Raw genomic sequence first — 25,460 nt, 5'->3', positions numbered from 1 at the left:
TAACAGCCTATCCAGGTTCAACACCTTTATCGAAGTATGGATTTTCTGCTCAAACATAAAAAAATGATCCAGGAAAAATTTTCTGGGCAACTGCACAGCTGATGAATCATACAGTGGATCTGATATCGTTGGATACCGCAAACACAGATTTTTTGGACGGGATTTTTCGTTGTAGGTTGAGTTTTAGGGCATTTTTATTTGCTGAATAGAGTTACAAAGAATCAAACTATATTCGAAATTTCAGCTTTGACCACTGGTATATGCTGCAGGTGCTGCAACCGGCATCTAAAGCAAATTCGACCCGCGAAATATCCGGGCCACCCATGCCGGTTCTCATAGACATATTTTAAATCGGAACCCGTCACCATAAAATTATGATTTCAATTGCCCCGGGATTGCCCTATAATATTTATTTTTATTCCTTATTATCGCACAGGAAACACGGAACTATGAGTCAAAAAAACAATAAAAATACCGTCACCGGGGTCAGGCAAAAGGCTGAAGAACTGATATATACTTACATGAATGTAGCCTCGGCTCTTTTTTGGAGAATCGATATTATAGGGCATAAAATCAAGTACTTCAACAATTACATGGTACCGGGGCTTGGTGCTGAAACCGGCCTGTTACTCAAGGATATGGAATATTCCCGGAAAGTGATTCTTGAAGATGATTTCCCGGGTTTCCAGGCGTTCATGGACGCTGTAAAAAGACAAAAATCCGCCTCGGTACTGGTGAGGGTAAAAACCCAAAACAGCACCCTGAAATGGTTGAGAATCTCGGGATACCCCGATCCTTGCAGAACGGCATGTTGTTTTGGCTCCATTTCTGAGGACACCGAACTGATAAATGGGATGCTGGCTTGCAAAAGCGGTGCATCCTCTATAAAAAACAGGCTCAATTTATTTGACACCCCCGTATTCCTTGCCCGGTTCAGCGACAGGAAAATTGTGGCAGCGAATAAAGCGGCCTTAGCCTGTTTTCATTATACCGTGGATGATATTTCTTTGCTCGGCCTGGAGGATTTATTTTCAGTGGCTGGGCATCCCCAGCTGCACGGCATTTATGAAAGTCTGATTTTCGAACATAAATGGAATGGTAACATCCTTCTGGAATGCAAAAATAAGACTCACTTTTCCGGTCAGGCCGCCATCCGGGCCATCTGCGATTCAGGAGAAAACCTGCTTTGGATTTCCATACGCAATCTGAAAAAAGAACAATTTCTGGAGGATCATCCCGGGGGGCAAGACAAGACTTCGTGTAAAAAAACGGTGCTCCGCAAAATTGGTAGGACCAAAAATTTACAAGAATTGCTTTCCGTGATACTCGAAAATCAGCCCCTGCCAAATCTTGCCGACGCCCTGTTATGCTCCCGGGTAGATATACCCCAAAACCGGGTGTCTGTCTATGGATCAGGCTCAGGGTTTGACGGCCTAACGCCGGGTTCCACCCACCCCTATGTGGGGTCCGTTGCTGAAAATATTTTAAATTTCAAATTAAGCCACCTCATTGTGAAGGAAACATCGGAAAGCATCAAACCGATTGACTGGGCCCTGTTCATACCCATGGGCGTACGTTCCTATTATGCCAAACCCTTTTATGAAAACAATACCCTGCACACCGTGCTGATATTCTGCTCGTCAAAATCCGATATGTTTGATGAAGAAAACATCCTGCCATACCAGGCGCTTTTGCCCGCATTTTTGAAGGGGCTTGAAAAATTTAAAAATTAGCCAGCCCTTCCCCCTGCTGCTGCCCATCCGTCTTAATGGGTTTTCAATTTCCTTATTTTGGTTCAACCAATTTTATAGAATTAATATCTTTTAAAAAACTATTTGACTTTATCTATAAAAAAGGCCTATATGGTCCAACCAAATAACAAAAAAGGTACAACCAATTGCAAAAAAAACGGCCCAAAAAAATAATATCAGAAAATATTCTGGCTTTAATTGAAGACAACCAGCTGAAGATCGGTGAAAAACTGCCGCCGGAGCGGAAGCTTTCACAAATGCTGTCATCCTCCAGAAATACGGTGAGAGAAGCCATAAGAATGCTTGAGATCAGAGGCCGTGTAAAGACAAAATCAGGCAGCGGCTGTTTTATAACAAGCCTTGAAGATACTGCAGACTGGGCCAGCCTCCGGGGAGATGCTGATACAAAGGTTCTCAAAGAACATATGCAGGCCATAGCCGCCATAGAGCCGCTTATCGTCTCCCAGGCCGTGGAAAATTCATCGCCTGAGGATATTAAATCTCTCAAACAGATCATGGCCCAATTGGGCAACGCCATCATCAATCACGACACGCCCGAAATCGTCAATGAAATGATCGAATTTACCAGGCGTGTGTCAAAAATCAGCGGCAACAGATTCTTCATGCTCATCATCCGGGAAATGGACTTAGAAAGACAGATACTTTCAAAGATTTTGTCCAAATGCAGTCCAGAAAGGGTTCAGGACATTTTTAAAACCCATGTTGAAGTCGTCAATTGCTTCCAGCACAGGGATGCAAAATTGGCCACAGAACTATTCACCGCCGGCCGTGAACTGCGGCATCAAATCTATTGGGAGAATGTCCGTTGAAAATGGCATCCGATCATGGGGATACGAGGATGCAGCGCCGAGATTTTTTTAAAAATATTGTCGCAAGGACTCTGGACGTGATCCATCCCAAAAATGACCCGGCGCCACTGTCAGAAAACGATCTATTCACCCAGGCCATGCGCCTGGGGATAGACCCTGCAACACAAGCGCCTGACCAGTTAAGGCAGACTGTTGAACGCATGCTTAAAGAGGAAACACCCCCCGGCAGCTCCCCTTCCGTATAAATCCAATACCCCATAATGGTTTAATTTCTCTGGCAGAATCTGCCGGACGATTGTCAATATATTTTTATCGGCAAAATAGAAGAGCTGTATTCTTCGGCCATCATGGATTCACTGGGAGCCACCGGTCAATAGCAATATATTTCAAAGAGGAGACGTTTTTATGGAAAGAGACAAAGTCAGTTATCTTGAAAGCAGAAAGCTTGTAAAAAGGTGGCGGGGGCCCTTGCCGGCCCTGATCAATACACTTTTTATGGCCGTTATTTTTTATGCAACCTGGTGGATTTTTCAAGACCCCCGGGGCATCATGCGCATGTACACGCCATATGTGGGATACATGGTATGCCGATGGCTGTTGATCTTGTTTATCTGGGTCGCCTATATTTTTGATTTCTGGCCCTTTAAAAGATCCTGGCTGGACAAGACCCATCCCCTGATAAAGTCAATGGTTTTGCTGGCCTTCAGTGTGGTGGCCATGGTCTTGCTTATCAAGGTTTTTTTCATAGAGATTCTGGGAAACTTCGGCATTGCCTATTTTGACCCGGCGCGTCTGACCAGTATGGGAATCACAGATTTTTATGCCATTGAATATGCGGCAGAGGCCATCATGATGTTTGCCGCAATCGCGTCATGGATCAGCCCCAGCTGGGTTTTGGCCTGTGAGAATGCGCCCTGGCAGACCCTTCCCCAGCCGGCCCGGGGAATTACCATTGTCCTGGTGACCTTTTTGATCAGCATGATCATATATTTTCTGACCATGCATTCGCACATGGCCATCCTTTTCTATCCCTGGCAAAAATTTACCGCAATCTGCCCCCCCTATTGGGAGGCCTTCGCCAACACGGTGTCCGGTAATTTTCATATCGCCTGGATCATGTGCTGCACCGTTGTGGTATGGCAGTATGAAACCATCTGGGAACGGTATCCATTTAACTTGATAAAAACCAACTGGCTCAGGCGTACGGCCTCATTTTTCGGCATTATTATCATTGCCGTTTCAATGGCGTTCTTTCTTTATTTTTGTGAAGAGTTGGCCTGGGGCGAGGCCATCAGGGGAACACGGCGGCTTATGGCACCGGACTGGAGATGGCTACACGTGGGTGAGATGGCGATTTTCTGGCTCTGCCCCTCCCTGTTCTTAAATTTTTACTGCGGCAACTGGCCCACAAAGTTCAGCCGGCCGGTGAACGTGATGCTCAGGACCTTTTTAACTGCATTTGCAGCAGTTGTGCTGTACATTGTTTATTATAAGACCTCTCACCTTTTTCTCGGAACCCAGAAAGGCTTTTCCCATCCCCAGCAGTTCCCCATGATTCCGGTGATCTGGCTGATCAACATCTTTTTAATCAACGTCTGGTTTATGGACGGATGGCCGGGATGGAAAGCCGAGCCTAAAACCGATGCTGAAATTCTGGAAATGGAGTCCAAAGTAATTGCAACGGATGTCAAATGGACCCCTAAATTCGGAAAAGGCCTCATTTTCGGGATTGCCGGCGGGATTGCCGTCTATTTCATGGTAATCAATTTTATTCCCTGGTTTTCAAAAGTTTATACCATTATCAACTGATGATGCGGTGCGCCCGGGCCATATCAGCCTGCCCGGGCGGCCTGAAAAATATATAAAAAGGAGAGATTTTCATGTCTGAAGAAAAAAATAATGACGTTTCAAGGCGCGACTTTGTAAAGGGCGCCGCCACAGGTGTCTGCGCAGGTGCATTTGCCACCATGGGGCTTTATTCCTATTCGCCCATGGCCAAAAAGAATCTGACCAAAACCAAACGGCTGGGCCAGGACTTCGGGGTGGTGAAAAAAGTTAAAATTACCAATATTTCCGAAACCAGCTGGTTCAGCAACGCCACTTTGATCGGTGATATCCATGATGCCGGCGGACTGCTGGTCAACCAGTACGAGATGAACTGGCCGCCCTTCGGCAATGGCAAGGGAAGTGCCAAAGGCTCCTATGAAAGCGGGATCGCAACCATCAAAGATCTTATCCCCCACGATCTTGAAAAAGCCTGGCAGATCCAGGAAGGATTGGCACTGCACCCCGAGAATGCAGGAGGCTTTTCATGTCTTATTGAGGTGGAGGAACTCAACGGCAAGACCCATAAATACCTGCTCGACACCGGCTGGTCATACACATTTACCGATGAGGCATTCAAACGCGAAGGCATTGACAAAATGCTTGAGAATCATGAAATAGAAGCCTTGTTCATTTCCCATGAACATTGGGACCATTTTTGGGGTCTTCCGGTGACAATGAAATACGATCCCACCATTCCCATCTATATCCAGGACGGATTTTATGATGAGGGCATTCAATACATCAAAGATTCTGGACACAAGGGCCCGCTTCATTCCTATACAGATGCGGTAAATTCAGTGATTCCCGGCATGGTTGCCCTGAAGTTTGATATCCCCATCATCAACCGGGCATTCGGGGAAATTTCCCTTGCCTTTAATGTTAAAGACAAGGGGCTGGCTCTGGTCAGCGGCTGCTGCCACCAGGGGATCCTAAAATTTGCAGATCTTGCATACTCAAGGCTTAAATACGATAATGACCGGTTCTACGGAATTTACGGGGGACTTCATATCTCTCCTTTTGATGACTGGGATCCAAAGTACGATGACCTTGTGATCTCTCTTGGCAAGTGGGGATTTGAAAAAATCGGGTGCAACCATTGCACCGGCCACTTGACCGCCAAAAAATTTATCGAGGCAGGATACCCTGTGGTCAGGGGTACGGCCCGGTTCAGATCTTCCTCTAAAGACTATCTTGGCAACGGAGACAAGATCACCTTCAGCGCATAACCCATAAACTTCCGGGGCTGGCCTTTTGGCCGGTCCCCGGAAAACGGAAAATAAAAATGAATACCGATATTGCCGGGAAACTAGGTCATGTAAGGCCCTCGAATCTTATGAGCGCCCCTGAACAAGGGGCGCCCCAGCTTTTTATTAATATGATCACCCGGGCCTGTTATTCCAAAAAATTCAAACGATTATCCGGGTGGAAGGGGATGAGTCGGACCCACAGTTCGGCAGCCGCCTGGACCTTCAAAATCAAAAACCGGCCGGGCATATACGGGGTCAGCCATGTCAGGACTCAAAAAAAAACCGACCGCCAGGTTTCTGAATTCATGATCTGTTATTTTCCCGGCCCTGACGAAGCAATGCTTGATGTCATGAACCTTGGGGCTGCAATGGCCGTACATCGGCCTGGGTATCTTGAAACAGTCAGGGACTTTATTTCACAAGAACAGATGATTGCCTTGTTTTCTACGGGACGGATGCACATGGCCCTTGGCAATGATGAACAATCATTGTCTTTTTCCCTTACCGCCCCCTTGAAAAAACAGATTATCTGCCGGGACGGCATAAAAAATCCGGATTCTCCCCAGGACGAATACCTCATTGCCCCGGGGGGATATGAAGAAAATTTCCCAGGCTTTGATGTTTGCATGGATCTGTTTTCAGCCATCTGTGCAGCCGCAACCTTTAATATAGAGGCCCCCCCGGTTTACTATGAACGCCTGGAAAAAACAGGAGAAGTCATATCCTACGATGCCGGCGGGCAAATATCTTATTTAAAAACAAACCAGGCACCGGACATAACCTTAAATCTGGGCTACGGGCACAGTTCTGTGTGGGAAAAAAATCCCGCCGCTAGCGGTAAAAAATGTCTGCGCCGTTCAACCTGGCGCCAAGGAAAGGCCTATCCTGAATCTGTGGCCCACATGTTTTGGTGGCAGGCCCATGACCTGGACGATGACAAATTAGATAAGAGCAGTATCCAGGTATGGGACAAACGGCCCCAGCTGATTGTGCTCACCGGTTTTTTGGGATCGGGCAAAACCAGCCTTGTGCAAAATTTTGTGGAATACCATACCAGCCGGAATCATTTTGTGGCTGTCATCCAGAATGAAATTGGCGAGACCGGCCTGGATGGCAAGCTCCTTGAAAACAGCTGCAATGTGATTGAAATGGACGAAGGCTGTGTGTGCTGCACCCTTTCCGGCCGTCTTTTTGCAGGTGTTAAAGAGTTGATGGAGACCTTTACCCCCGAGGCAATCATTCTTGAAACCACAGGCCTTGCAAACCCCTTTAACCTGTTGGCTGAAATTGAAGAACTCAACGAAATTGTACGTCTGGATTCCATCACAACGGTGGTTGACTGCAAAAATGCGCTTGCCAACCTTGATGAATATGAAATCGCCCGGGATCAGATCAGGGCGGCAGACATTGTCATCTTCAATAAAACAGACCTGGCCCTTCCAAACAAGATAGACCTTCTGGGCCAACGGGTGAAAACGCTCAACCCGCGAGCCGTGACGGTCAAAACAACTTTCGGAGACCTGAACCCTGCCCTGCTGTACAATGACAGTATGAAACCGGTCCCGAATTTGGCTGGCCGACCCGATTCAACCGGCGTGTTTCCCTGTGTAAACGGCAGTGGTACTTTACATGTCTGTCATCAAGAGGAAGGCATCTCTTCGATTAAAATTAGTTTTGACGGGCCGGTAAACCGGTCAGAATTTGTGGCGGCCCTGGATGCGCTGCCCCCGGGAATACTCAGGGTAAAAGGACTTGTACGGTTCAGCGATGCCCATGATGTCGAAGTCTGCCAGTACGTCGGCGGCCGAATTGATTTTTCAAAACATGACAGCCCATATCCTGACACAGGTTTTGTGGTGATCATCGGAAAGCATCTCAACGCTTTAGTATTGCCCAAAATTTTAAGTTCTTATTGTTCTGCTTAATCTAGGCCAATTGTGGGTCGGCAATCATACCCCCAGCCGGTCAAGGGCATAACATGTTGTGCCCTTGACAACCTTTTATTCACTACCGTTATTTTCTTGGCTGTTACTATTTTCTTGAACATTGGTAGATTGGCTACCGCCCTCCTGCTCACCTCCATTGTCCTGCCCACTTCCTTGATTAGGATATCGATTCTGTTGATTTGTTAAACACAGGTACACTATGCGGAGATTTTTTATGAACAGTCATCGTTACGGAAAATTTCAATCCATATGGGATTTTATGAATAAATTTATTAGCCTTTTTAAAGGTCCTTATGGATCATCAAAGGTTCTCGACAAGGTGTTTCAGGAAAAGATACGGATAAGCGTCACCTTTGCAAATAATTACTTGCTTTGAGGAAAGGCGCGCTCTGCCGTGGACAGAAAGCTGGAATGGACCGAACCCTGAAATAATAATCAAAAAATTCATCCATTTGAATATTCTTACCAACCCCTTTTATTTGATCAAACGCCATCTGAACAGACCTAAAATCAGGATCTGCGGACACTTGCACCTGGTGTGCGACTGCATCCGGAACATTCAATCACTCAAGTGCAACGGTTTTTTTTCTAAACTCCTCACCTTCCAATGGTTTCTGAATAAACGGGGGCAATGGATTCACCCGTATTCGAAACGCCGCCGCTTTTGACGGCAGACCTTCCAGGCCGTCACTGTCAATACTGCTGGCCTGGCAGTAATAGGCGCCATCTTCCAGGCGGTCCAGGCGGAATGCTTCTGATGGGTTGATAACCTGCGTTTTTACAACATTTTTACCCAAAGGATCTATGGACAGCATGATCCGGCTGGCAACAGCCTTTTCAACCCGGGTCAGCCTGAATTCGAACGGCAAGGTTTGATAAAACGTCTTTAAGTCAAGTACAGAGGGCGGGGCAAGCAATTTCCGGGGGGGGGATGCCAAGGCGTTTCCCTTCTTTACAAGGATCCCCTCACCCTGCCCCAAATTGACTTCTTGTCCTCTACCGGTTACCCCTACAATACCTGAAAGGACCTCTGTCCTTGTGATATCATCTCCCCCGCACAGTCACCCGGAACTCTGTTCCCCGGGCTGCAGAAACAGCTGACGGGGTTTGAATTTCAAATCGAGCTTCCCTGGCTTACGGTATCTCCCATCACAAGGTCAGTCCAATCACTGCTGCCGGGCGGCCGGTACATGACCTGTCCGTTGATAAAGGAGACTGCCCCGTCAATGGGGGTTCCTTTGAGCAGGATCGCAGGAATTCGCAAGAACGATCCGGGATAAATCCTGTGCGGGTTGTCCAGGTGGTTGATGCGGGCAATTATTTTCCAATCGCCAGGGGACTCAAGATATTTTTCACAGATATTGATCAGATTATCATTTTTTAAAACTGTCACGGTGATTTATTTTTCGCCAGCTGGGTCTGCATATGCGATAAAAATTGCCGTAAAAAAAAGACTGAAATCCATCATCATAGAAAATACATGCCGCAGGAATACTTGTAAAAAAATTAATGTTAAAAACTTCGTAAAGCGAAAATTTAAACTGTGTTATGCTGTCTTCTTGATATCACATAAAAAGAGCGTCTTTCAGGGGAGAGATTGCCTGTCATGAATAGAAATCGATCGTTTGATGCAGGATATTTTTCCACTGCCTCTTTGTAAAAGAGTCAAACCATCCATTTCCTGCACGGTTTAGTAACGATCTTATGAGATCTGTAATCATTTCTTCATCATCAACAATTAAGATGTTTTCAATCCAGACAAGAGGTAACTCTTTTATTTTTTGTAATGCGTCCGGTCTGTTCTCCACTGACATCAGAAAGCGCTCAATTTCCTTAACATGGGACTGTATTCTATCCACTGGATATTTAAATTCACTGGTTTTATTTTTAAAAAAATTAATTGCATAGAGAAAAATGTCATTCCATTCTGAAAGTTCAAGTTCGACAATCTTGTCGATTAATATAAAAAAAACAAACAGCAGGGAAAATAAACCCATTGTCTACATCAGGTGTGAATTAATGAAAAGGTGAACCAGAATGCTGGCCGCATAGCCAAGCATTATAACCGGCATCCATTTAAAATGGGCACCAAAGGTATAGATCCCCCTGGCGCTTCCCATCAGGGCGACACCTGCAGCAGATCCTATGGAAAGAAGACTTCCGCCCACGCCGGCCGTCAGGGTCACCAGGAGCCACTGGCCATGGGACATGGCAGGATTCATCTTGAGGACGGCAAACATCACCGGGATATTGTCAACAACGGCCGAGAGACCCCCCACAATAATGTTTGCGGCTGTGGGACCGAGGTCTCCGTACATAAAGGTGGAGACCAGGCTAAGATAGCCAAATTGGCCAAGGCCGCCAACACAAAGGGTCACCCCGTAAAAGAAAAGCAGGGTGTCCCACTCTGCCCTGGAGATGCTCTCCATGATGTCAAAAAAGGTCTTTGTCTCCTGGCCCTCGTCCATATCCTCGATGATTTCGATAACCCCTGCCACCTGGCCATTTTCATCCTTGAGAGGAGCTGAAGCAAAATAGAGCCATCTCCCCTTTTCTCCAAGGGACGGGTCAAAATCCGACACCTCATAGGCAGAGTCAAGGAACTTGTTGGGCAAGTTTTTCCCGTGGTAAAACTTGTTGATCCGCTTTTTTGATCCGCTTTCCAAAACCATATCTGCAAGAAGTAGACGTTCTTGGGGATAAAAGGATTTCCACTGATCCCTTGTTCCAATCTTATCCTTAGCAGAAACGCCGGTCAAAGCCTCCATGGCAGAGTTCCAGTGGGTGATTACATGCTCCTTATTCAGGATAAAGGCAGGGGTTGGAAGGTCGTTAATGATCTCCGTGATCTGGGCATGGGTTTTATCCTGAAGAATAGACAAGGAGACCTTGATCGTGCTCTTTTTCCTGGCACCCAGAATGTTATCATAATAAAATATTCTTCCCTCTTTGCGCTTGATGTGGTAACTGAAAAAGCCCAGATATCCAAGGCCCAGCATCATGCCGGCTGCAGGGGGAAGGTGGAGAAAATTATGAAAGCTGACGGCCGTGATAATGGTCAAAAGAAAAAGGCCTATCATAACCCTGGCACCGTATTTCATTTCAACCTTTTCGTTCAGCACCTTTGGAGACGTCTTATCAACGGCAAAGCTCATGCATATGGCAGGCACCAGCCAATTGCTAAGGGCGGGAAGAAAAAGATCAAAAAATTGGAAAAAATTCACCTTTCCATTCTGCCACACCATCAGGGTCGTGATGTCTCCAAACGGCGAGTAAGCACCTCCGGCATTGGCCGCAATAACGATATTGATACATGACAGGGCAACAAATTTCTTGTTGTCACCGCCAACGGACATGATTACCGCACCCATGAGAAGTGCTGTGGTAAGGTTATCGGCCACAGGAGAGATCACAAAAGCCAGCAATCCCGTGATCCAGAACAGAACCCGCAGGGAGAATCCCTTTGACACCAGAAAAGCCCTCAAGGCCTGAAAGACCATCCGCTCCTCCATGGCGTTGATGTAAGTCATGGCGGATAGCAAAAAAAGCAACAACTCTGCATACTCAAGCAGACTGTCCTTGATCGCTTCGTGGGCCGTATGGATATCCCCAATACTGATATAGGCAAGGGCCACCAGAATCCAGATAATGCCGGCAGCAAGGAGCACAGGCTTGCTCTTGCGAAGATGAATAATATTCTCAAGGGGCACCAGAAGATAAGCTGCCACAAAAAACCCGATGCCCAGGTATCCATAAATGGTTCCTGTAAAATCGATCAGTTCAGATGGGCCAGGCATTCCGGTCGAGGCCAAGGCCAGAACCGGGATAGCCAAAAGGCCAGGCAACAGACAAAACACTTTTTTCATATTCAGACTTCCTTTTCAATTCCAGCGCCCCTGGTAAACCAGCAGTGGTGTCTATTCGATATTTTATAAAAAAGCAACACTTTTAGTTCAGGCAAAACTCGCTGACGCTCAAATTCCAATTTTTGATAAATGGTATTGATTTTTTTTTAAAGTTGGCTTGTGGGATCACCTGTGAGCGATACTCAAAATCTGCTCCATTTTAATAATCTTTCATACTTTTCTTGACAAAAAAGAAGTTTCGATCATACAAACCATGAGTGGAAAATTATCCTTTAGAAAAAAAGATGAAAAGATAAGCGGGCAACCTGCGCGATGAATGATGAAACCAGATATGAATAGAAAATTTTCAAACATATTAATTTTTAAAAGTGGATTGGTCGGCCTTCTTTCCGGTTTGGTCGGGGCTCTATTTCATACTTGTATTAACCAAGCAGATAGCTGGCGAAAAACCTTTGTTAATAATATTGACGGATCCATGGGCTTGCTGCTTCTTTTCATCGTGTTGACTTGTGTTGCCGTTATTCTTTCTGTTTTTCTGGTTCGAAAATTTGCACCGGAGGCAGCAGGTTCCGGGATTCCACAGGTTGAAATCACTTTAAAAGAAAATAAAAAAATCCATTGGCAGCGAATTCTTCCTGTTAAATTTATCGGAGGGGTTCTGGCCATAGGTTCCGGCCTTGTCCTTGGCAGGGAAGGGCCGACAATTCATATGGGAAGCGCCTTTGGTGATATGGTTGGAACACCCCATGATAGATTTCAGCATCATGTTCTGGTGGCAGCAGGGGCTGCTGCCGGGCTTGCCGCTGCTTTTAATGCCCCCCTTGCCGGGCTCATTTTTGTTACAGAAGAGATGCGGGACCATTTCGAATATAATTTTCAATCCCTTATGGCTGTAATATTTGCCAGTTGTATATCCGTCACAGTGGTGCAAATTTTAAATGGCCATCAACCAGACATCCTAAATGCCTCTTTTCAAGCTCCTAAACTTGCAACCTTGCCGCTATTTGCAATTCTTGGCGTGATTTTTGGGTTGCTTGGCACCTTGTTTAATAATCTTATGCTTAAAGGGGTCCTGTTCAGTAAAAAGCAAAAAGGACTCAAACCATATCTGCTTGCCCTTATTATTGCTTTAACTATTACCATTGTCGGATGTTTCCTGCCCAGTGCGGTAGGTGGTGGTCATGCGGCCCTTGAGCTTGCTTTGCACCATGAGTTCAGTACAATAATTTTGCTGGCTTTATTTTTTCTTCGTTTTTTGTTTACAATTTTTTCATATGCCATTGGCACCCCGGGTGGTATTTTTGCACCCATGTTAGCGATAGGGACATTCCTGGGGCTTTGGTACGGTCAGTTTGCCGTGGCGTTTTTCCCTGCTTTGGTTGAACATCCCGGGATATTCGCCATTGGCGGCATGGGCGCTTTGTTTGCTGCCACAGTGCAGGCTCCCATTACCGGTATTGTTCTCGTTGTGGAAATGACCCGAAGCTATGAACTGATCCTTCCCCTGATGGTGACATGCCTCAGTGCAAGTCTTGTGGCAAATCGTTTGGGGGGGAAACCGATTTACTCTCAGTTGGCAAAAGCGGGATCGGTGGACTCGGTGAATCCAATGGATTCAAAAAATCCATAAAAAGAATTCCCTTATCAGTCCAAAATATCAAGGGCATAGAAATGGCCCTTTGTGCCCGTTTTTCTATTATTTTAATCCTACAGCGTCAAAATTTGGTTGGATTATAGAAAAAAGTTGTTTAAGGGGAATAATGTGGCGCCCGACTTTTTGCTGCAGCAGCAATTCTTCTCTGCATCTGATCCGTTCTGATTAACTTCCGATCTTCTGTCGGAAGTGATGCTGTTTCGATTATAGGAGCCTTTAAATTTGAGTAGTAGTCGGTGCGACTTTTGACATCTCGATGTTTCCTTACTTTATTCATATCTAACGAAGAAAAAGCCTCATGAAGCTGATCAATAGATCCACACAAGATTAAAACATAATCTGAACATTTTAAATTGTAAATCAAGGCTGCTTCAGGCGGCAAATGTTCAAAGTCCTGGGTTAATATTTTTCTGCCGCTTCGACGTCGTTCTTTTTGTTTCATTCCACGAAAGAATCTTTCAAGTATGTTGTTTGTCCGATCCACGAGGCGGATATCTCCGTCTGTATCATCGGGCAGTTTAATCACATGCCCCCATAAGTAATCACCATGATTTTTAAAATGGCGTAATATCAGATCAATTGCACTACGGCGATCCTTTGCAGGCCCACGTTTGGGACGATATTCTTTGAGAGACAACTCTAAATTTTCAACCTGTTTTTGGATATCCTGCAACTTTGTTTCCGACTGATCTGGTGGAGAATTTTCTTTGATTTCCTTTTTATAATCTTTTTTGGACTTTTTGGGTGAAAGTCTTAAAGCTTCTCGCAAGTCATCGAGTAGCACGGCACGGGAGCGCAGGCGCCGAACGGTCTGTCGGAAAGGAACTTCGGATGCAGCTGGCCCGAGAATACCGTGAAGACGTTTGAGATATTTTAGTACATTTGGATCGGAAGGTTTGCTATGGATAAAGGCATCTACGGCCCTTCGTACCTCCTTGCACCGATCGTATAGATCAAGGAAAGGTCTGTCAAAAGGATAATCGTATCCTGTGCCGTCGGCTTTAAAATCAAGAATCCGTTGGGTAAGAGTTCGTACTACAGCAACACCGGCCATTCCACTCGGAATACGGTGATCCACATCAACCTTTTCTTGCCATGCCTTTACCTCTTCACGGGCATCATTGATTTGGGTTCCCAGTTTACGACCAAGCTCTCGGCTTAATACCCGAAGTTTTGGACGAATTTTGTAACGTTTGAAAAGTTTCCGTAACTCCCCATATGCAGGATCAAGCAGGTCTTTACCAATATCCTTGAGAAAGTGAAGATGGCAGGCCAGAACAGGAATGTTTAACTCCAATTGTTCCACAAGAGCATTGGCCGCAGGAATCATTGCCCGGCCAAGATCCCGCATAATTGAGCAGGGTGAACCAAACCGGTTCACAACCTCTTGAAGGCACGGTAAAATCGCATCGGCATTTTCGGTCGGAATCTTCCAAGAGCCGAGCACCCATTGCCGCCAGCCGGAAAATACAACGAGCATTGTGCCTCTGCCATCCTCCCCTGTGGCGTCAATATGGAGCGGCCAACCACCGTCACTGACCATTGCATCTTGAAGTTGATCAGAACGGCTATTATGGAGTTCACGTATATATCCCAAAAAGAGCTTTGCCAAATTGCTTATCGTTCCTGAGGATACAGATATTCCGTGTTCATGGAGAAGCGCCGAACGTATTTCTTCTCTCTGGCGATGATAAAGGAAACGCTGGAGCCCAACGAAAGTCATCACATCATAACCAATACCCATCCCTGGGATGAGATGCTTGGTGAGTGAGGCCGCCCTGCGTGTAACCAGCTTTCCAGAATCATAACGGCATCTGTTTGCGCAAACATGAACGGTCTCCTAAGCTTTGAAATACCCTTGTGATATGGTTCTAACAAGATGAGGCACAGATTTTTGAACATGCCATGACCCACCGCAAACAGGGCAATGCAAAGGCTTATCACAGACCGGGATGAGAGTGCCGAAAGTGCGTATCATGAGCCGATGATTCCTCTCGTTCAAAAATTTGAGTTTACTTTTCAAAGATTCAAGCAGCTTGAGGCTGATTACAGAATTTTTTTTTCTAAGGGTATTCCATACTGCTTAAATATCTGTTCAACTTGCTTGTTGCTGATAAGCATTCCCCTATTGGAAAGCCTTTTTGCAACTAATGAAGGGGAAATCTCTATCTTTCCCCCATGGATGGTTTCAATAAGGACTTCTATAACTATTGTGTCGGATACCACCGTGACATCCCTAACCGATTTAGTGACTGCTGTTCTTTGCCGGTTAATTTGTTCTGTCGCCTTGCCATGCTCCGGCGCCACATATAAAAATGATTTCTCAATACGCTCACGACCAACCAGGCCCTCTTTTACCAGGCCAAGCAATGAATTATAAACTTTGATACGCAATAATTGACTTAGCTCCAAGTGAGTAATGCCGGCTGAGGATCCGCACACTAATTCGATGATTGTAGCCTTTAGTGTTCCAAACCTGGAGAAACCGATCTCTTGGTAAAACCATAATCCATTTTCGTCAAACTGCGGAATATTCGTGAACGTGTAATACTTCCCGGCATGTGAAAAACTAGAAAAATATCCTATTTCTTTCAAACGCCGAAAAATACTCATTCGAGATTGTGTTTGAAGAATTTTGAATAATGCACTCATGTTCACGACCTGTTGTTTAAGGAAAATTTTTTGTAATGATTTTAACGACTCAGATTTAGTAAGCATCGGGCACCCTTGATACAATTATGATTAAATTCATAAACTATCATAATTGTATCAAAAAATGAGCCGAACTGCAAACCCGAATTATATAAAATCAATAGGTTACAAAAATTTGGTAACTGATTTAGTGGAAATAGTGATACAATGAGTACTCTTTTGAAGGGTGAATTAACTATATTTTAAGGTAGTTACAAAATCCAACCAAATTTTGACGCTGTAGTTTTAATCGGTGGTTCTTTTCCCTTGCAGCAGTATCCTGATTATAAAAACCTGCAAGAATATCATATAACTCTTTATGATTTTTTTTCATTTTAAGGGGTTTATCAAAAAAATATTCAGTTGCCACGGCAAAAAATTCAGCTTCATTCGTAGCCCCGTAGGGATCAAGAAATGTAGGTTTCCCCTTTTGTGATTTTTCAATTAATGAATTAAATTCCCTTGAGCACACCCTTGACCAGGATTCGTATGATTTTTTATCATAGAGAGTGGGAACACCATCGGCATGTCCGTCAAGCATATCAAGAATATGTGAAAACTCATGGTAAACGACGTTATGACCGTTTTCAGGATGGCGGGCTCCTTTTTTGACCGCATCCCAAACAAGAATGACAGGACCCCGTTTAAATGCCTGACCAGAAATAGCCACTTCAGATCTGACAAGAAAAGGAGCGGTAGAAAACATACTTTGCCTTGCCTCCGGCACAACCACGGTTGATGGATAAACAAAAATTGTGTGCACGTTTCTATATAAATCATGGGGCAGCCCAAGCAGCAGCATACAGGCTTCAGCTGAAATCACAACACGGATTTCATCTGTGACTTCAAGTCCGTTACAACCCGTAAATATTTTTTCTTCTGCAAACACCTGAACCAATTGTTCAAGATGAATGCGTTCATCATTATTTAAAAACAGATAATGTGCGACATGTTTTTGAAGGATCAATCTCCATTCAGTAGGAAAATCCTTTTGAAGAATTTTTTTTCGACGAGAGTCAGCTAACCATTGGAACACTAGGTAATTTCCTTTGTATTATAAAATAATAGGGTTATCCTTTGTGCTTACCCTATTATTTTTGTGGTAACAAGATTATATCTTATATGTTTAAGATAGAATAGGAAGACGTTTTTTGTCAATAAAAGTATGAAAAAGATTTACTGCATTTTATGGACATGTTGCAGGGATCGGAATCGGCAATTTCGGCTATTACCTGGCCCTCCGGCAAGGAGGCATCAACGATATCGGTTCTGGCACTTGATGTTTCGATCAACGGGTTGTACAATCTCATCTCAAAGACCCGTGTGGGAGCCAATGGGATGGTATTTTTGTTTGAAGGCGACACATCGGTTTACCATCCGGCGAACAAGGAAACAGCAACAGGGAACAACCGCTTCTCAACTCACCATACAGATGTAGCGTCCGCCAATGTGCGTGATGCCCACTTTGCCAATGATGTTAGGTGCCTCATCAGCCAGGGCGAAGGGGCCACCCTGGAATTTAAATCCACCTTGCGCATGAACATTAAGACAGGAAAAAATGACAAGAGCATCGAAATGGCCTGGATGAAATCAGTCTCCGCGCTTATGAACACCAGCGGCGGAATGATTGTTCTCGGTGTTAATGTTAATGGCAAGGTGATCGGGACAGCTCTGGACGGATTTGAAAACCAAGATAAATGCCGACTTCATTTCACAAAGACGCCTTTCCAGTTGCCGGCAATCATCCCGGTGACGCTCAATAAGACAGCTGGTGCGGATAAGGCCGGCGCGGCAAGATAACGCGGCTGCCAGATCGGATTAAATTTCTCCTTATACGCGTGCAGTCCTTCAAAATTATAAAAATTATCTCCATACTTAAAGACAGCATTCCCGATTTTGTGCCACATCGGTGCCAGGGGATGCTTCTCAAATCCAGACAGAGGCGACATGCCAAGATTGAACCATTGATACCCCTGGGATTTCCCCCACAGCATGAGCTGGATGAACAGGTATTCCATGATCCCCCCGGGTGAGTCCGGTGTATACCGCATCAGGTCTACGGACAGCTCTTCCTTGTTGTCAGTCTCCCACAGATTGGCAAAGGCAAGAATGGTATCTCCCTGCATGATCACTCCGCATCGGCTGCGGCAAAGATAGCTTTCCGAGAAAAAACCAAGAGAAAAGCCCTTTTCATTGGCTTTTCTCGTTTTCAGCCAGGCTTCCGAAACCTGATGCAACCCGTCCATTCGGGCTTTCACCTGGTCGCATCCCAGGATAACAAATTCCAGGCCCAGTTTGGATAACTTGTTATTTGTCCCGCGCAGCCTGGACCGTTTGCCGCCTTTCAGGTCAAACTCCGGTAACGACACCCGTGCTTCCTCGCCCAGCTTGATCAGCACCATCCCGAGATCAAGGTAAAGGGGCAGATTTTCTTTAGAAACCTGGTAAAATGCAATCCTGGCACCGTTTTTGTCTGCTGCCTCCCGGAATTGCCAGGCCAGGGCCTCGTGGCTTTCGGGGATGCCCACAGGGTCCCCCATTGCAATCCAATATTTTGACGTTGTGCCGTACATCAGAAAGGACTCCCGGTTCCTCCCCCACAGAATGGTTTTATCCCCGATCAGGGCAAGATGACTCTGGGTCTCCAGAGCTTTGTAAACAATAGGTTCCAGTTCATTGATTTCTTTTGGGGTTGGCAGATGTGCTGTTTCCGGCCGTACCCGCAACAGGCGGTAGACACAAAATGACAGCACCATCACTGCCAGCACAAGCGATGACCTTAAAAATCTTGGCGCATCGCCGTTATAGGCAAACCGCCACCAAAGGTCATTGGTGTATTCAACATGTTTGTAAGAAAAAAGTCCGATCCATAGGGTGCCCAAGATAACAATGCTCACAAAGGCAAGCCATGACCAGGAAAAAGGCATGGTGATTAATGAGGATTTACGGTAAAAAAAACGCCGGGATGGCAGAAAAAGAAGCATCAATATTCCCAGGACCAGGGCTTCCTGCCAGTCAAATCCCTTCAATAGGGAGGCGATGCCACCTGCTGTCAGCAGCACAAGGATACCGAAATAGGCCGCATCAATACGCAGCCGCACGGCCCGTGCCATGAACAACAGCAACAGGCCGACCATGCTGCCGATCAAATGGGACGTTTCCACCACTGACAGCGGCAGCGTTTCATACAGCCATTTCAAGGCACCGCTATCGGTTGGCGTTGATCCGGAAACCAGCAGCAATCCGCCTGACAGAGCCAGCAGGATTGAAAAAATATGGGGAATGCCCCAGGAGAGATACCCGAGAGTGGCCTGGGTGTTTTTTTTTACTAGGGTACGGTGCTGCAAAAGCTCATAGGAGATTAACCCGGCCCCGGAGATGGCAAGCGGAACAAAATAATAGACAAGCCGGAACACGAGCAATGCCGCAAAAACAGATGATGCCGGGATGCTGCTCCCCAGAAGGTAGAGAAAGGTTCCTTCAAATACGCCGAGGCCGCCTGGAATCTGACTGAACAGCCCCAGAATCTGGGCGGTAATATAGACTGCAAGAAAAGAGTAAAACGAAATGTCTGCATGAACGTGCAGGAATATATATAAAATCAAAGAACTTAAAATCAGATCGAGCATGGCAATGGCTGTCTGGGCCAGCGTGAGGCCAGGGCCCGGCAGGAAGAGTTCCATTCCCCTGATAATGAACGGCTTTTTTCGCAGCAGAATGATGGACCAGTAGACAACCAGGGCTGCCAGAGATGCCCGGGCAAGCCACTGAATAATTTGTGCCAGTGGCAATGACGGGTCTATCAGGCGGGTTGAGGTCACTGTCGTTATGCCGAAAAGTGTTGTGGCCCCCAGTATATACATCAGGCTGATAAACAGGGAGAATTTAATGATATCCATACCAGTCAGTCCCCACTGGCTGTAGAAGCGGTACCGCATGGAAGACCCGCTGATCAGTGCCTGACCTGTATTGTTGCTGATGGAAAAACTGATCAAAGAGGCCAGGATTAAATTTTTCGGCAACACGGTCCTGCCCAGATACCGGAGTGCTAAAAAATCATACCCGGTCAGAAAAAGGTAATTAATTCCCGTCAACAGGATACCCAGCAGGATGACGGACATGGGCAGTTGCTCAAGACCGGTAAAGATTTCAGCAATGGTATGCAGTTTGAGTTCATGGTGAACGATCAGTATGGCTACCAGGAACAGAAAAATGCCTATATATGGGGTAATCCGGTGGAAAATTTGTTTAATCATGCGCTTTTCCTTTATAATTTGGCATCAAATCCGCGGGATGCCCTTGCCTAAAACATATTTTTATACCGGGGCAGGGAATCGTAATACGATGCGTTAAAGGGTTCCCGGCTTTTGCACTCTTTAAATATTTTGGATTGGCATTCTTTACAATAGGGGTGCCTCTGTTTTCCAATAATTGTGGCTATGGCTTCGCGCTTGTGCTCGAAAATATGCGATTGACCGATTTTGTCTGTCAGGCCGGCCTCTGCAACAAAATTGCAGACCTTGGGCTTCATGTTCGAAAAATAGAGGCCGCCGTGTTTCTCTTTGAGTTGGGTGGCTATTTGAATGAACATTTCCGCCCCTGAAAGATCTATGAAGTTAATTCCCTCGCAGACGACCAGTATATTCAGAGCCCCCTCTTTTTTAATTATTTCTTCAAATTTGTTTTGTATGTTGTTGACCGAACCGAAGTAGATGGACATGTCGATGCGCACAATTCTCAGGCATGGACACTGGATAAGGTCCTTTTTACCTGCATAGGTCAATTGTCGTGAAGGGGTCTCGGGATCTGGAAAAAGGGTTATGATATCCGGGGATGAGGTTCTGGAAAGAAAAAGAACCAGCGACAGGAAGACACCGATATAGATGGCAAACTCAAGTTCCAGAAAGAGAGTTGCAAGGAAGGTCACGAGCAGTGTGGCGGTTTCGGAACGGCTGATATGGAGAATGGTTTTTACATGGTGAAAATCGATGAGGTTGTAAGCCACAAGAAGAATCACGCCGCCCATGGATGCAATGGGGAGCCAGGCCGTAAGGGGAGCAATGAGCAGCACGAGCAGCATCAGGATAAGTGCGGCAAAAATGGCGGACATGGGCGTTTTTGCTCCGGCAGAATAGTTGATTCCTGAGCGGGTGAATGATCCGGAACCTGCATAGCTTGAAAAGAAACATCCCACAATATTCGAGAGTCCCTGGCCGGTGAACTCCTGGTTGCCGTCAATCCTTTGCAGGGATTTTGCGGCAACAGATCGTGATATGGATACGGCTTCGATCAGACCCAGGAGAGCGACAGCAAAGGCCTCGGGTGCCAGTTGACGGATGACGGAAATTGAAAAATAGGGGGAAGAGAGTGGCGGCAGATGTGAGGGAATTTCACCCAGCAAAGCGACTCCGTGCTCGGATCCCTTCATTATAAAGCATGCGATGCTCCCGGCGACCATTCCAAAGAGCAGATTGGGTGCGCCGGGCCATAGGCGTTTGGAGAGGATGGCAGTGAAAAGAGTGATGGCCGCAATGGTGATGACAAAGCCATTTATCTGGGGCAGTTGGCTGAGGATATTGATCCAGGTGTGAATAAATGACTCTCCCCGGGACAGTGAAAGGCCCAGGACATGCTTCATCTGGCTGGTTGCAATGAGGATTGCTGCCCCTGCGGTAAAACCGGTGACAACGGTATGGGAAACAAAATTGACCAGAGTGCCTAATTTTGCAAGCCCGAATGCGAGTTGAAACATGCCGGCGAGAAAGGTGAGAGTGAGTGCCAGTTTGATAAACTCCGGGCTTCCAGGGGTCGCTAATTGACTGACGGCTGAAAAAACGACAATGGATATAGCCGTGGTCGGTCCTGAAATCAGATGGAGAGAGGAACCGAACAGGGCAGCGATCAGTGGTGTTACCATGGCTGTATAGAGTCCATATTGGGGCGGCAGGCCTGCGATGGTTGCAAAAGCGACCCCCTGTGGGAGAACGATGACAGCCCCTGTAAGACCGGCAATCAGATCGGCCTTTAGAGACTCTTTTTTAACAAGTGGCAGCCATTTTAAAAATGGGAATAGTCTGCGTAGCAATTTTAACTTCCTTTACATCTAATGTGTCTAATGGAAACAATAGGCTCTCATAAATGGCAGTCGGCCGGAACAGAACGTGTCGGGTTTTAAAAAATAACTTTCTTCAAGTCGGGTATTGGTCCGTGTCATTTAACATTGAGGGAGTTATCGCTTCCGGAGCCCTCATGTGATGGATAAATTGCGGTCAAAAGCAGATGGTGTCAGCAAGGTGCCGTTGGCTATTATTTTGCCCAAAAATGTACGTCCTGCAAGGGCGTAGGTGTGAAATTTGAGCAACCCAAATTCCATGGGGGCAAGTTATTAACATAAATGAAAGATTAAGACAAGTCGAAAAAGGTCTTTTCAAGATAGCCCCCTTTGTCATGATAGATGTCGGTATACCATGAAGGTCAAGCAGGCTCAATCAGCTGGACTATGCTGTATCCGTTATGAGAGTAAACCACCTTGAGCTGAATCCGTAAAGAGCGGGATTTCGACATTATCCCGGTTTGATTCCATCATCATCTGCTTTGGAAAAGTCAAACAAAGTCCAAACATTTCCAAATTGTAATGTCCCCGTAATGTTTGTGTCATATTTGTGATCTATAGTGAAAAAAATAGACAAACAACATATGACCTCACTAACTTAGAAGGAGATATTCATGGCTGTAGATGTAAAACAGATTGGGGAGAGAGTTGTTCAGGAGAGTTCGCTTATCAGCCGAATACGGACGGAAATCCACAAGGTTATTGTGGGGCAGGAAATTCTCATCGATAGACTTCTGCTGGCGCTGCTTTGCAATAATCATGTGCTCATCGAAGGGGTACCGGGCCTTGCCAAAACCCTTACGGTTACCACCCTGGCCAAAATGCTCCAGGCCAGTTTTTCCAGGATACAGTTCACACCGGACCTGCTGCCGGCGGATGTGGTAGGCACCCTGATATACAACCCCAAAACCGGTGAATTTGCAACCCAGAAAGGCCCCATATTTGCCAACATTGTCCTTGCAGATGAAATTAACAGGGCCCCGGCAAAGGTGCAGAGCGCACTTCTGGAAGCCATGCAGGAGCACCAGGTCACCATGGGAGGCATCAATTACAAACTGGATGATCCCTTCCTGGTTCTGGCAACCCAGAACCCCATCGAGCAGGAGGGAACCTATCCCCTTCCCGAAGCCCAGGTAGACCGGTTCATGCTCAAGCTCAAGATCACCTATCCCAGCAAAATTGAAGAACATGCCATCCTGAAGAAAATGGCAAGATCGGCGCCAAAAATGGAAGTGGAGCCCATTGTCACCCCGGAGGATATCCGGCGTATGCGGGGGTTGGCAGATGAGATATTTATGGACGAAAAGATTGAAGAGTATATTGTCAATCTGGTGGAGGCCACACGGAATCCATCGGCTTATGATCTGGATATCGATCAGCATATTCGATATGGTGCGTCCCCACGTGCGACCATTTTCCTTGCCATGGCAGCAAAGGCCAATGCGTTTATAGAGGGCCGGGGGTATGTGACACCCCAGGACGTTAAAACTATTGCCATGGACGTATTGAGGCATAGGGTTGTCATCACCTATGAAGCAGAAGCTGAAGAGCTTACATCTGAAGATATCATCGAAAAAATTCTCAGGACCGTGGATGTGCCATGATACCCAAGGAGCTTGCCAAGAAAATTCGTTACATACAGATCTACACCAGCAAAGCGGTCAATGACTCCCTTGCCGGCGAATATGAAAGCATGTTCAAGGGACGGGGCATGGAATTTGACGAAGTGCGGGAATATCAAGTCGGAGATGACGTCCGTTCCATTGATTGGAATGTGACGGCGCGCATGGGAGAGCCTTACGTAAAACGCTATGTTGAAGAGAGAGAACTCACCGTCATGTTCATGGTGGATCTGTCCGCTTCAGGGGCCTTCGGCAGCAGCGGTCAGACCAAAAATGAGGTGGCCGCCGAGCTGTGCGCCCTTCTGGCATTTTCAGCAATAAAAAATAACGACAAGGTTGGATTGATTGTCTTTACAGACCAGGTGGAAATGTTCATCCCACCGGCCAAGGGGACCACCCATGTTCTGAGGCTGATCCGGGAACTTCTGAGTTTTTCCCCCGGCCAGAAGGATACGGATATTTCAGCAGCGATTGAGTATCTGGGACGTATCACCACCCAAAAAAGCGTCGTATTTCTTGTTTCCGATTTCCTTGGGGAAAATTTTGAAAACCAGATGCGGGTGCTGGGCAAGAGACATGATCTCATTGCCATTTCCATAACAGATCCCAGGGAAATTTGCCTTCCCGATGTGGGGCTGATTGAACTGGAAGACGCCGAGAGCGGAGAACGGATACTGATCGATACCGGAAGCGCTGCCGTCCGAAATAGATATAACACCTTTGGCACAGACAAACAAAAACAGTTAAAGGCACTTTTTCGTTCCATGGCTGTGGACCACCTTTCAATCCTGACAGGACAAAATTATCTAAGAAAGATTGTCGGTTTTTTCAGAACCCGGGAACGGAGATTACGGAGATAAAACAATGACTCAAAAGCTGAATTTAAGCCTTCCGAAAAGAGGCTTTCTTGCAGGAATGCTGATCATCGCCACCCTTCTTGCCATGTTTGTCCTAGCATCATGCCGTGACCATGAAAGCGCCGCCATTGCACCCAAAAAGACAATTGATGATTCGGGGATTCACAAAACCTACGAACGCGGTCCTGCAACCCTTGCCATTGACCTTGATCATGCAAAAATCACCATCGCAGATCGGTTAACCCTTACCCTATCCATGACCATTGATGAAGATTATCAATTTGAGCTCCCGGGGTTTGGCGAGAAACTTGAACAATTCGGAATTGTCGATTACCATACCTCCCAGCCGGTACTCACCGGTGGAAATCGGAAAAAGATCAGCCGAACCTATATTTTAGAGCCGTTTCTCTCGGGCGAGTATAAAATTCCCCCCATGGCGGTTCTCTTCTGGAAGATGGGTGAAAAGACAGACCCGCATAAAATTGAGACAGAAGAGCTGATGGTAAGGGTGACCTCCCTCCTTCCCGAAAAAATGGCCGGTATGAAAATACATGATATTGTCCCTCCCCTCCCCCTTCCCCGTTCATATAAGATGTGGATGACGGCAGGTGTCGGGGGAGGGGTATTGATTCTCATCATTCTTGGGGCAATGATCCTATATAAAAAGAAAAAAGCCAAGAACTCTGTTCAGAAGAAACAAATCCCAGCCCATGAACTGGCTTACATGGAACTTTCAAAGCTGATGGAACAGGAGCTGATAGAAAAAGGGGAAATCAAACTTTTCTACCACCAGATATCCGATATTCTTCGCCGGTATATAGAAAAAAGATTCGGGCTTTGTGCCCCGGAGCAGACAACCGAAGAGTTTTTATCCAGTTTGAAAGGAAGCAAGGGGTTTATAACTCACTACAATTCACTTTTAAAAAGTTTTCTGTCGGGTTGCGATCTGGTCAAATTTGCCGAACATCAGCCTTCCAGCGAAGACATTCAGTTAATGTTTGATTCGTGCAAGGCGTTTATATTCCAAACCGAAGAACAACAGGAAAAGAAAGAGTAG

20 protein-coding genes are annotated in these 25,460 nt (G+C 46.1%); 11 read left to right on the top strand and 9 right to left on the bottom strand.

Annotated elements, in window-relative coordinates; all coding sequences use genetic code 11:
• The first annotated feature begins 449 nt into the window (after window positions 1–449).
• From ACZ45G_RS05140 to ACZ45G_RS05115, 6 genes are all read left to right on the top strand, one after another.
• Window positions 450–1,733, top strand: coding sequence for a PAS domain-containing protein (locus ACZ45G_RS05140; RefSeq protein WP_464175667.1), 1,284 nt, complete (start codon window positions 450–452; stop codon window positions 1,731–1,733).
• 164 nt (window positions 1,734–1,897) lie between these two features.
• A complete protein-coding gene (locus ACZ45G_RS05135; protein WP_464175665.1) occupies window positions 1,898–2,581 on the top strand; it encodes a FadR/GntR family transcriptional regulator in 684 nt (227 codons plus the stop codon).
• Window positions 2,582–2,583: 2 nt separating this feature from the next.
• Window positions 2,584–2,826, top strand: coding sequence for a hypothetical protein (locus tag ACZ45G_RS05130; protein ID WP_464175663.1), 243 nt, complete (start codon window positions 2,584–2,586; stop codon window positions 2,824–2,826).
• Between the two features lie 160 nt (window positions 2,827–2,986).
• Window positions 2,987–4,390, top strand: a complete 1,404-nt coding sequence (locus ACZ45G_RS05125; protein ID WP_464175661.1) for a hypothetical protein — start codon at window positions 2,987–2,989, stop codon at window positions 4,388–4,390.
• Between the two features lie 71 nt (window positions 4,391–4,461).
• Window positions 4,462–5,634, top strand: coding sequence for an MBL fold metallo-hydrolase (locus ACZ45G_RS05120; RefSeq protein ID WP_464175659.1), 1,173 nt, complete (start codon window positions 4,462–4,464; stop codon window positions 5,632–5,634).
• 56 nt (window positions 5,635–5,690) lie between these two features.
• Window positions 5,691–7,580 carry a CobW family GTP-binding protein gene (locus ACZ45G_RS05115; RefSeq protein ID WP_464175656.1) on the top strand — a complete coding sequence of 630 codons (1,890 nt, stop codon included), beginning with the start codon at window positions 5,691–5,693 and terminating at the stop codon, window positions 7,578–7,580.
• 584 nt (window positions 7,581–8,164) lie between these two features.
• On the opposite strand, the gene ACZ45G_RS05110 is transcribed toward ACZ45G_RS05115, so the two are convergent.
• The 4 genes from ACZ45G_RS05110 to nhaD all read right to left on the bottom strand — a co-directional run bounded on the left by ACZ45G_RS05110 (window position 8,165) and on the right by nhaD (window position 11,467).
• Complete coding sequence (locus tag ACZ45G_RS05110; protein ID WP_464175654.1) at window positions 8,165–8,539, bottom strand: hypothetical protein; 375 nt, start codon at window positions 8,537–8,539, stop codon at window positions 8,165–8,167.
• 176 nt (window positions 8,540–8,715) lie between these two features.
• Entirely contained in the window at window positions 8,716–8,994 is a 279-nt protein-coding gene (locus ACZ45G_RS05105) for a LysM peptidoglycan-binding domain-containing protein (protein ID WP_464175652.1), read from the bottom strand.
• A gap of 211 nt (window positions 8,995–9,205) precedes the next feature.
• Window positions 9,206–9,598, bottom strand: coding sequence for a hypothetical protein (locus ACZ45G_RS05100; RefSeq protein ID WP_464175650.1), 393 nt, complete (start codon window positions 9,596–9,598; stop codon window positions 9,206–9,208).
• A gap of 3 nt (window positions 9,599–9,601) precedes the next feature.
• Complete coding sequence (gene nhaD / locus ACZ45G_RS05095; RefSeq protein ID WP_464175648.1) at window positions 9,602–11,467, bottom strand: sodium:proton antiporter NhaD; 1,866 nt, start codon at window positions 11,465–11,467, stop codon at window positions 9,602–9,604.
• Window positions 11,468–11,798: 331 nt separating this feature from the next.
• Here nhaD and clcA point away from each other — a divergent pair, with 331 nt between their 5' ends.
• Window positions 11,799–13,097, top strand: a complete 1,299-nt coding sequence (gene clcA / locus ACZ45G_RS05090) for a H(+)/Cl(-) exchange transporter ClcA (protein ID WP_464175646.1) — start codon at window positions 11,799–11,801, stop codon at window positions 13,095–13,097.
• A 118-nt stretch (window positions 13,098–13,215) separates the two neighbouring features.
• Here clcA and ACZ45G_RS05085 read toward each other — a convergent pair whose 3' ends face one another.
• From ACZ45G_RS05085 to ACZ45G_RS05075, 3 genes are all read right to left on the bottom strand, one after another.
• Window positions 13,216–14,865: a hypothetical protein gene (locus ACZ45G_RS05085; RefSeq protein WP_464175644.1), complete on the bottom strand. Its 1,650-nt coding sequence runs from the start codon at window positions 14,863–14,865 to the stop codon at window positions 13,216–13,218.
• Between the two features lie 302 nt (window positions 14,866–15,167).
• Window positions 15,168–15,839 carry a hypothetical protein gene (locus ACZ45G_RS05080; protein WP_464175642.1) on the bottom strand — a complete coding sequence of 224 codons (672 nt, stop codon included), beginning with the start codon at window positions 15,837–15,839 and terminating at the stop codon, window positions 15,168–15,170.
• A 169-nt stretch (window positions 15,840–16,008) separates the two neighbouring features.
• Window positions 16,009–16,848 (bottom strand): M90 family metallopeptidase, encoded by an 840-nt coding sequence (locus tag ACZ45G_RS05075; protein WP_464175640.1) that lies wholly within the window; start codon window positions 16,846–16,848, stop codon window positions 16,009–16,011.
• A gap of 152 nt (window positions 16,849–17,000) precedes the next feature.
• On the opposite strand from ACZ45G_RS05075, the gene ACZ45G_RS05070 reads away from it, so the two are divergent.
• Window positions 17,001–17,612 (top strand): ATP-binding protein, encoded by a 612-nt coding sequence (locus ACZ45G_RS05070; RefSeq protein WP_464175638.1) that lies wholly within the window; start codon window positions 17,001–17,003, stop codon window positions 17,610–17,612.
• On the opposite strand, the gene mprF is transcribed toward ACZ45G_RS05070, so the two are convergent.
• Complete coding sequence (gene mprF, locus ACZ45G_RS05065; protein WP_464175636.1) at window positions 17,519–20,068, bottom strand: bifunctional lysylphosphatidylglycerol flippase/synthetase MprF; 2,550 nt, start codon at window positions 20,066–20,068, stop codon at window positions 17,519–17,521. The two genes, ACZ45G_RS05070 and mprF, sit on opposite strands and share 94 nt — an antisense overlap.
• A 47-nt stretch (window positions 20,069–20,115) precedes the next feature.
• The gene (locus ACZ45G_RS05060) at window positions 20,116–21,897 is read right to left on the bottom strand and encodes a SulP family inorganic anion transporter (protein WP_464175634.1); all 1,782 of its coding nucleotides are present in this window, start codon (window positions 21,895–21,897) and stop codon (window positions 20,116–20,118) included.
• A gap of 641 nt (window positions 21,898–22,538) precedes the next feature.
• Between ACZ45G_RS05060 and ACZ45G_RS05055 the strand changes: the two genes are divergently transcribed.
• From ACZ45G_RS05055 to ACZ45G_RS05045, 3 genes are read left to right on the top strand one after another with little or no spacing between them, the layout of a single operon-like run.
• A complete protein-coding gene (locus ACZ45G_RS05055) occupies window positions 22,539–23,528 on the top strand; it encodes an AAA family ATPase (RefSeq protein WP_464175632.1) in 990 nt (329 codons plus the stop codon).
• Entirely contained in the window at window positions 23,525–24,406 is an 882-nt protein-coding gene (locus ACZ45G_RS05050) for a DUF58 domain-containing protein (protein ID WP_464175630.1), read from the top strand. Before ACZ45G_RS05055 ends, ACZ45G_RS05050 begins: the two co-directional genes overlap by 4 nt.
• A 4-nt stretch (window positions 24,407–24,410) precedes the next feature.
• Entirely contained in the window at window positions 24,411–25,460 is a 1,050-nt protein-coding gene (locus ACZ45G_RS05045) for a hypothetical protein (RefSeq protein WP_464175628.1), read from the top strand.

This window comes from Desulfoconvexum algidum (genome assembly GCF_055382125.1).
The sequence above is the reverse complement of the archived record's forward strand: the minus strand, read 5'-3'. Positions and strand labels throughout refer to the sequence as shown.

Coding starts and splice junctions, on each gene's coding strand:
- ACZ45G_RS05070 (WP_464175638.1), top strand. CDS start 17,001: ATGGACATGTTGCAGGGATCGGAATCGGCAATTTCGGCTATTACCTGG.
- ACZ45G_RS05125 (WP_464175661.1), top strand. CDS start 2,987: ATGGAAAGAGACAAAGTCAGTTATCTTGAAAGCAGAAAGCTTGTAAAA.
- ACZ45G_RS05055 (WP_464175632.1), top strand. CDS start 22,539: ATGGCTGTAGATGTAAAACAGATTGGGGAGAGAGTTGTTCAGGAGAGT.
- ACZ45G_RS05115 (WP_464175656.1), top strand. CDS start 5,691: ATGAATACCGATATTGCCGGGAAACTAGGTCATGTAAGGCCCTCGAAT.
- ACZ45G_RS05080 (WP_464175642.1), bottom strand. CDS start 15,839: ATGCTTACTAAATCTGAGTCGTTAAAATCATTACAAAAAATTTTCCTT.
- ACZ45G_RS05140 (WP_464175667.1), top strand. CDS start 450: ATGAGTCAAAAAAACAATAAAAATACCGTCACCGGGGTCAGGCAAAAG.
- ACZ45G_RS05085 (WP_464175644.1), bottom strand. CDS start 14,865: ATGGGTATTGGTTATGATGTGATGACTTTCGTTGGGCTCCAGCGTTTC.
- ACZ45G_RS05100 (WP_464175650.1), bottom strand. CDS start 9,598: ATGGGTTTATTTTCCCTGCTGTTTGTTTTTTTTATATTAATCGACAAG.
- nhaD (WP_464175648.1), bottom strand. CDS start 11,467: ATGAAAAAAGTGTTTTGTCTGTTGCCTGGCCTTTTGGCTATCCCGGTT.
- ACZ45G_RS05120 (WP_464175659.1), top strand. CDS start 4,462: ATGTCTGAAGAAAAAAATAATGACGTTTCAAGGCGCGACTTTGTAAAG.
- mprF (WP_464175636.1), bottom strand. CDS start 20,068: ATGATTAAACAAATTTTCCACCGGATTACCCCATATATAGGCATTTTT.
- clcA (WP_464175646.1), top strand. CDS start 11,799: ATGAATAGAAAATTTTCAAACATATTAATTTTTAAAAGTGGATTGGTC.
- ACZ45G_RS05050 (WP_464175630.1), top strand. CDS start 23,525: ATGATACCCAAGGAGCTTGCCAAGAAAATTCGTTACATACAGATCTAC.
- ACZ45G_RS05130 (WP_464175663.1), top strand. CDS start 2,584: ATGGCATCCGATCATGGGGATACGAGGATGCAGCGCCGAGATTTTTTT.
- ACZ45G_RS05045 (WP_464175628.1), top strand. CDS start 24,411: ATGACTCAAAAGCTGAATTTAAGCCTTCCGAAAAGAGGCTTTCTTGCA.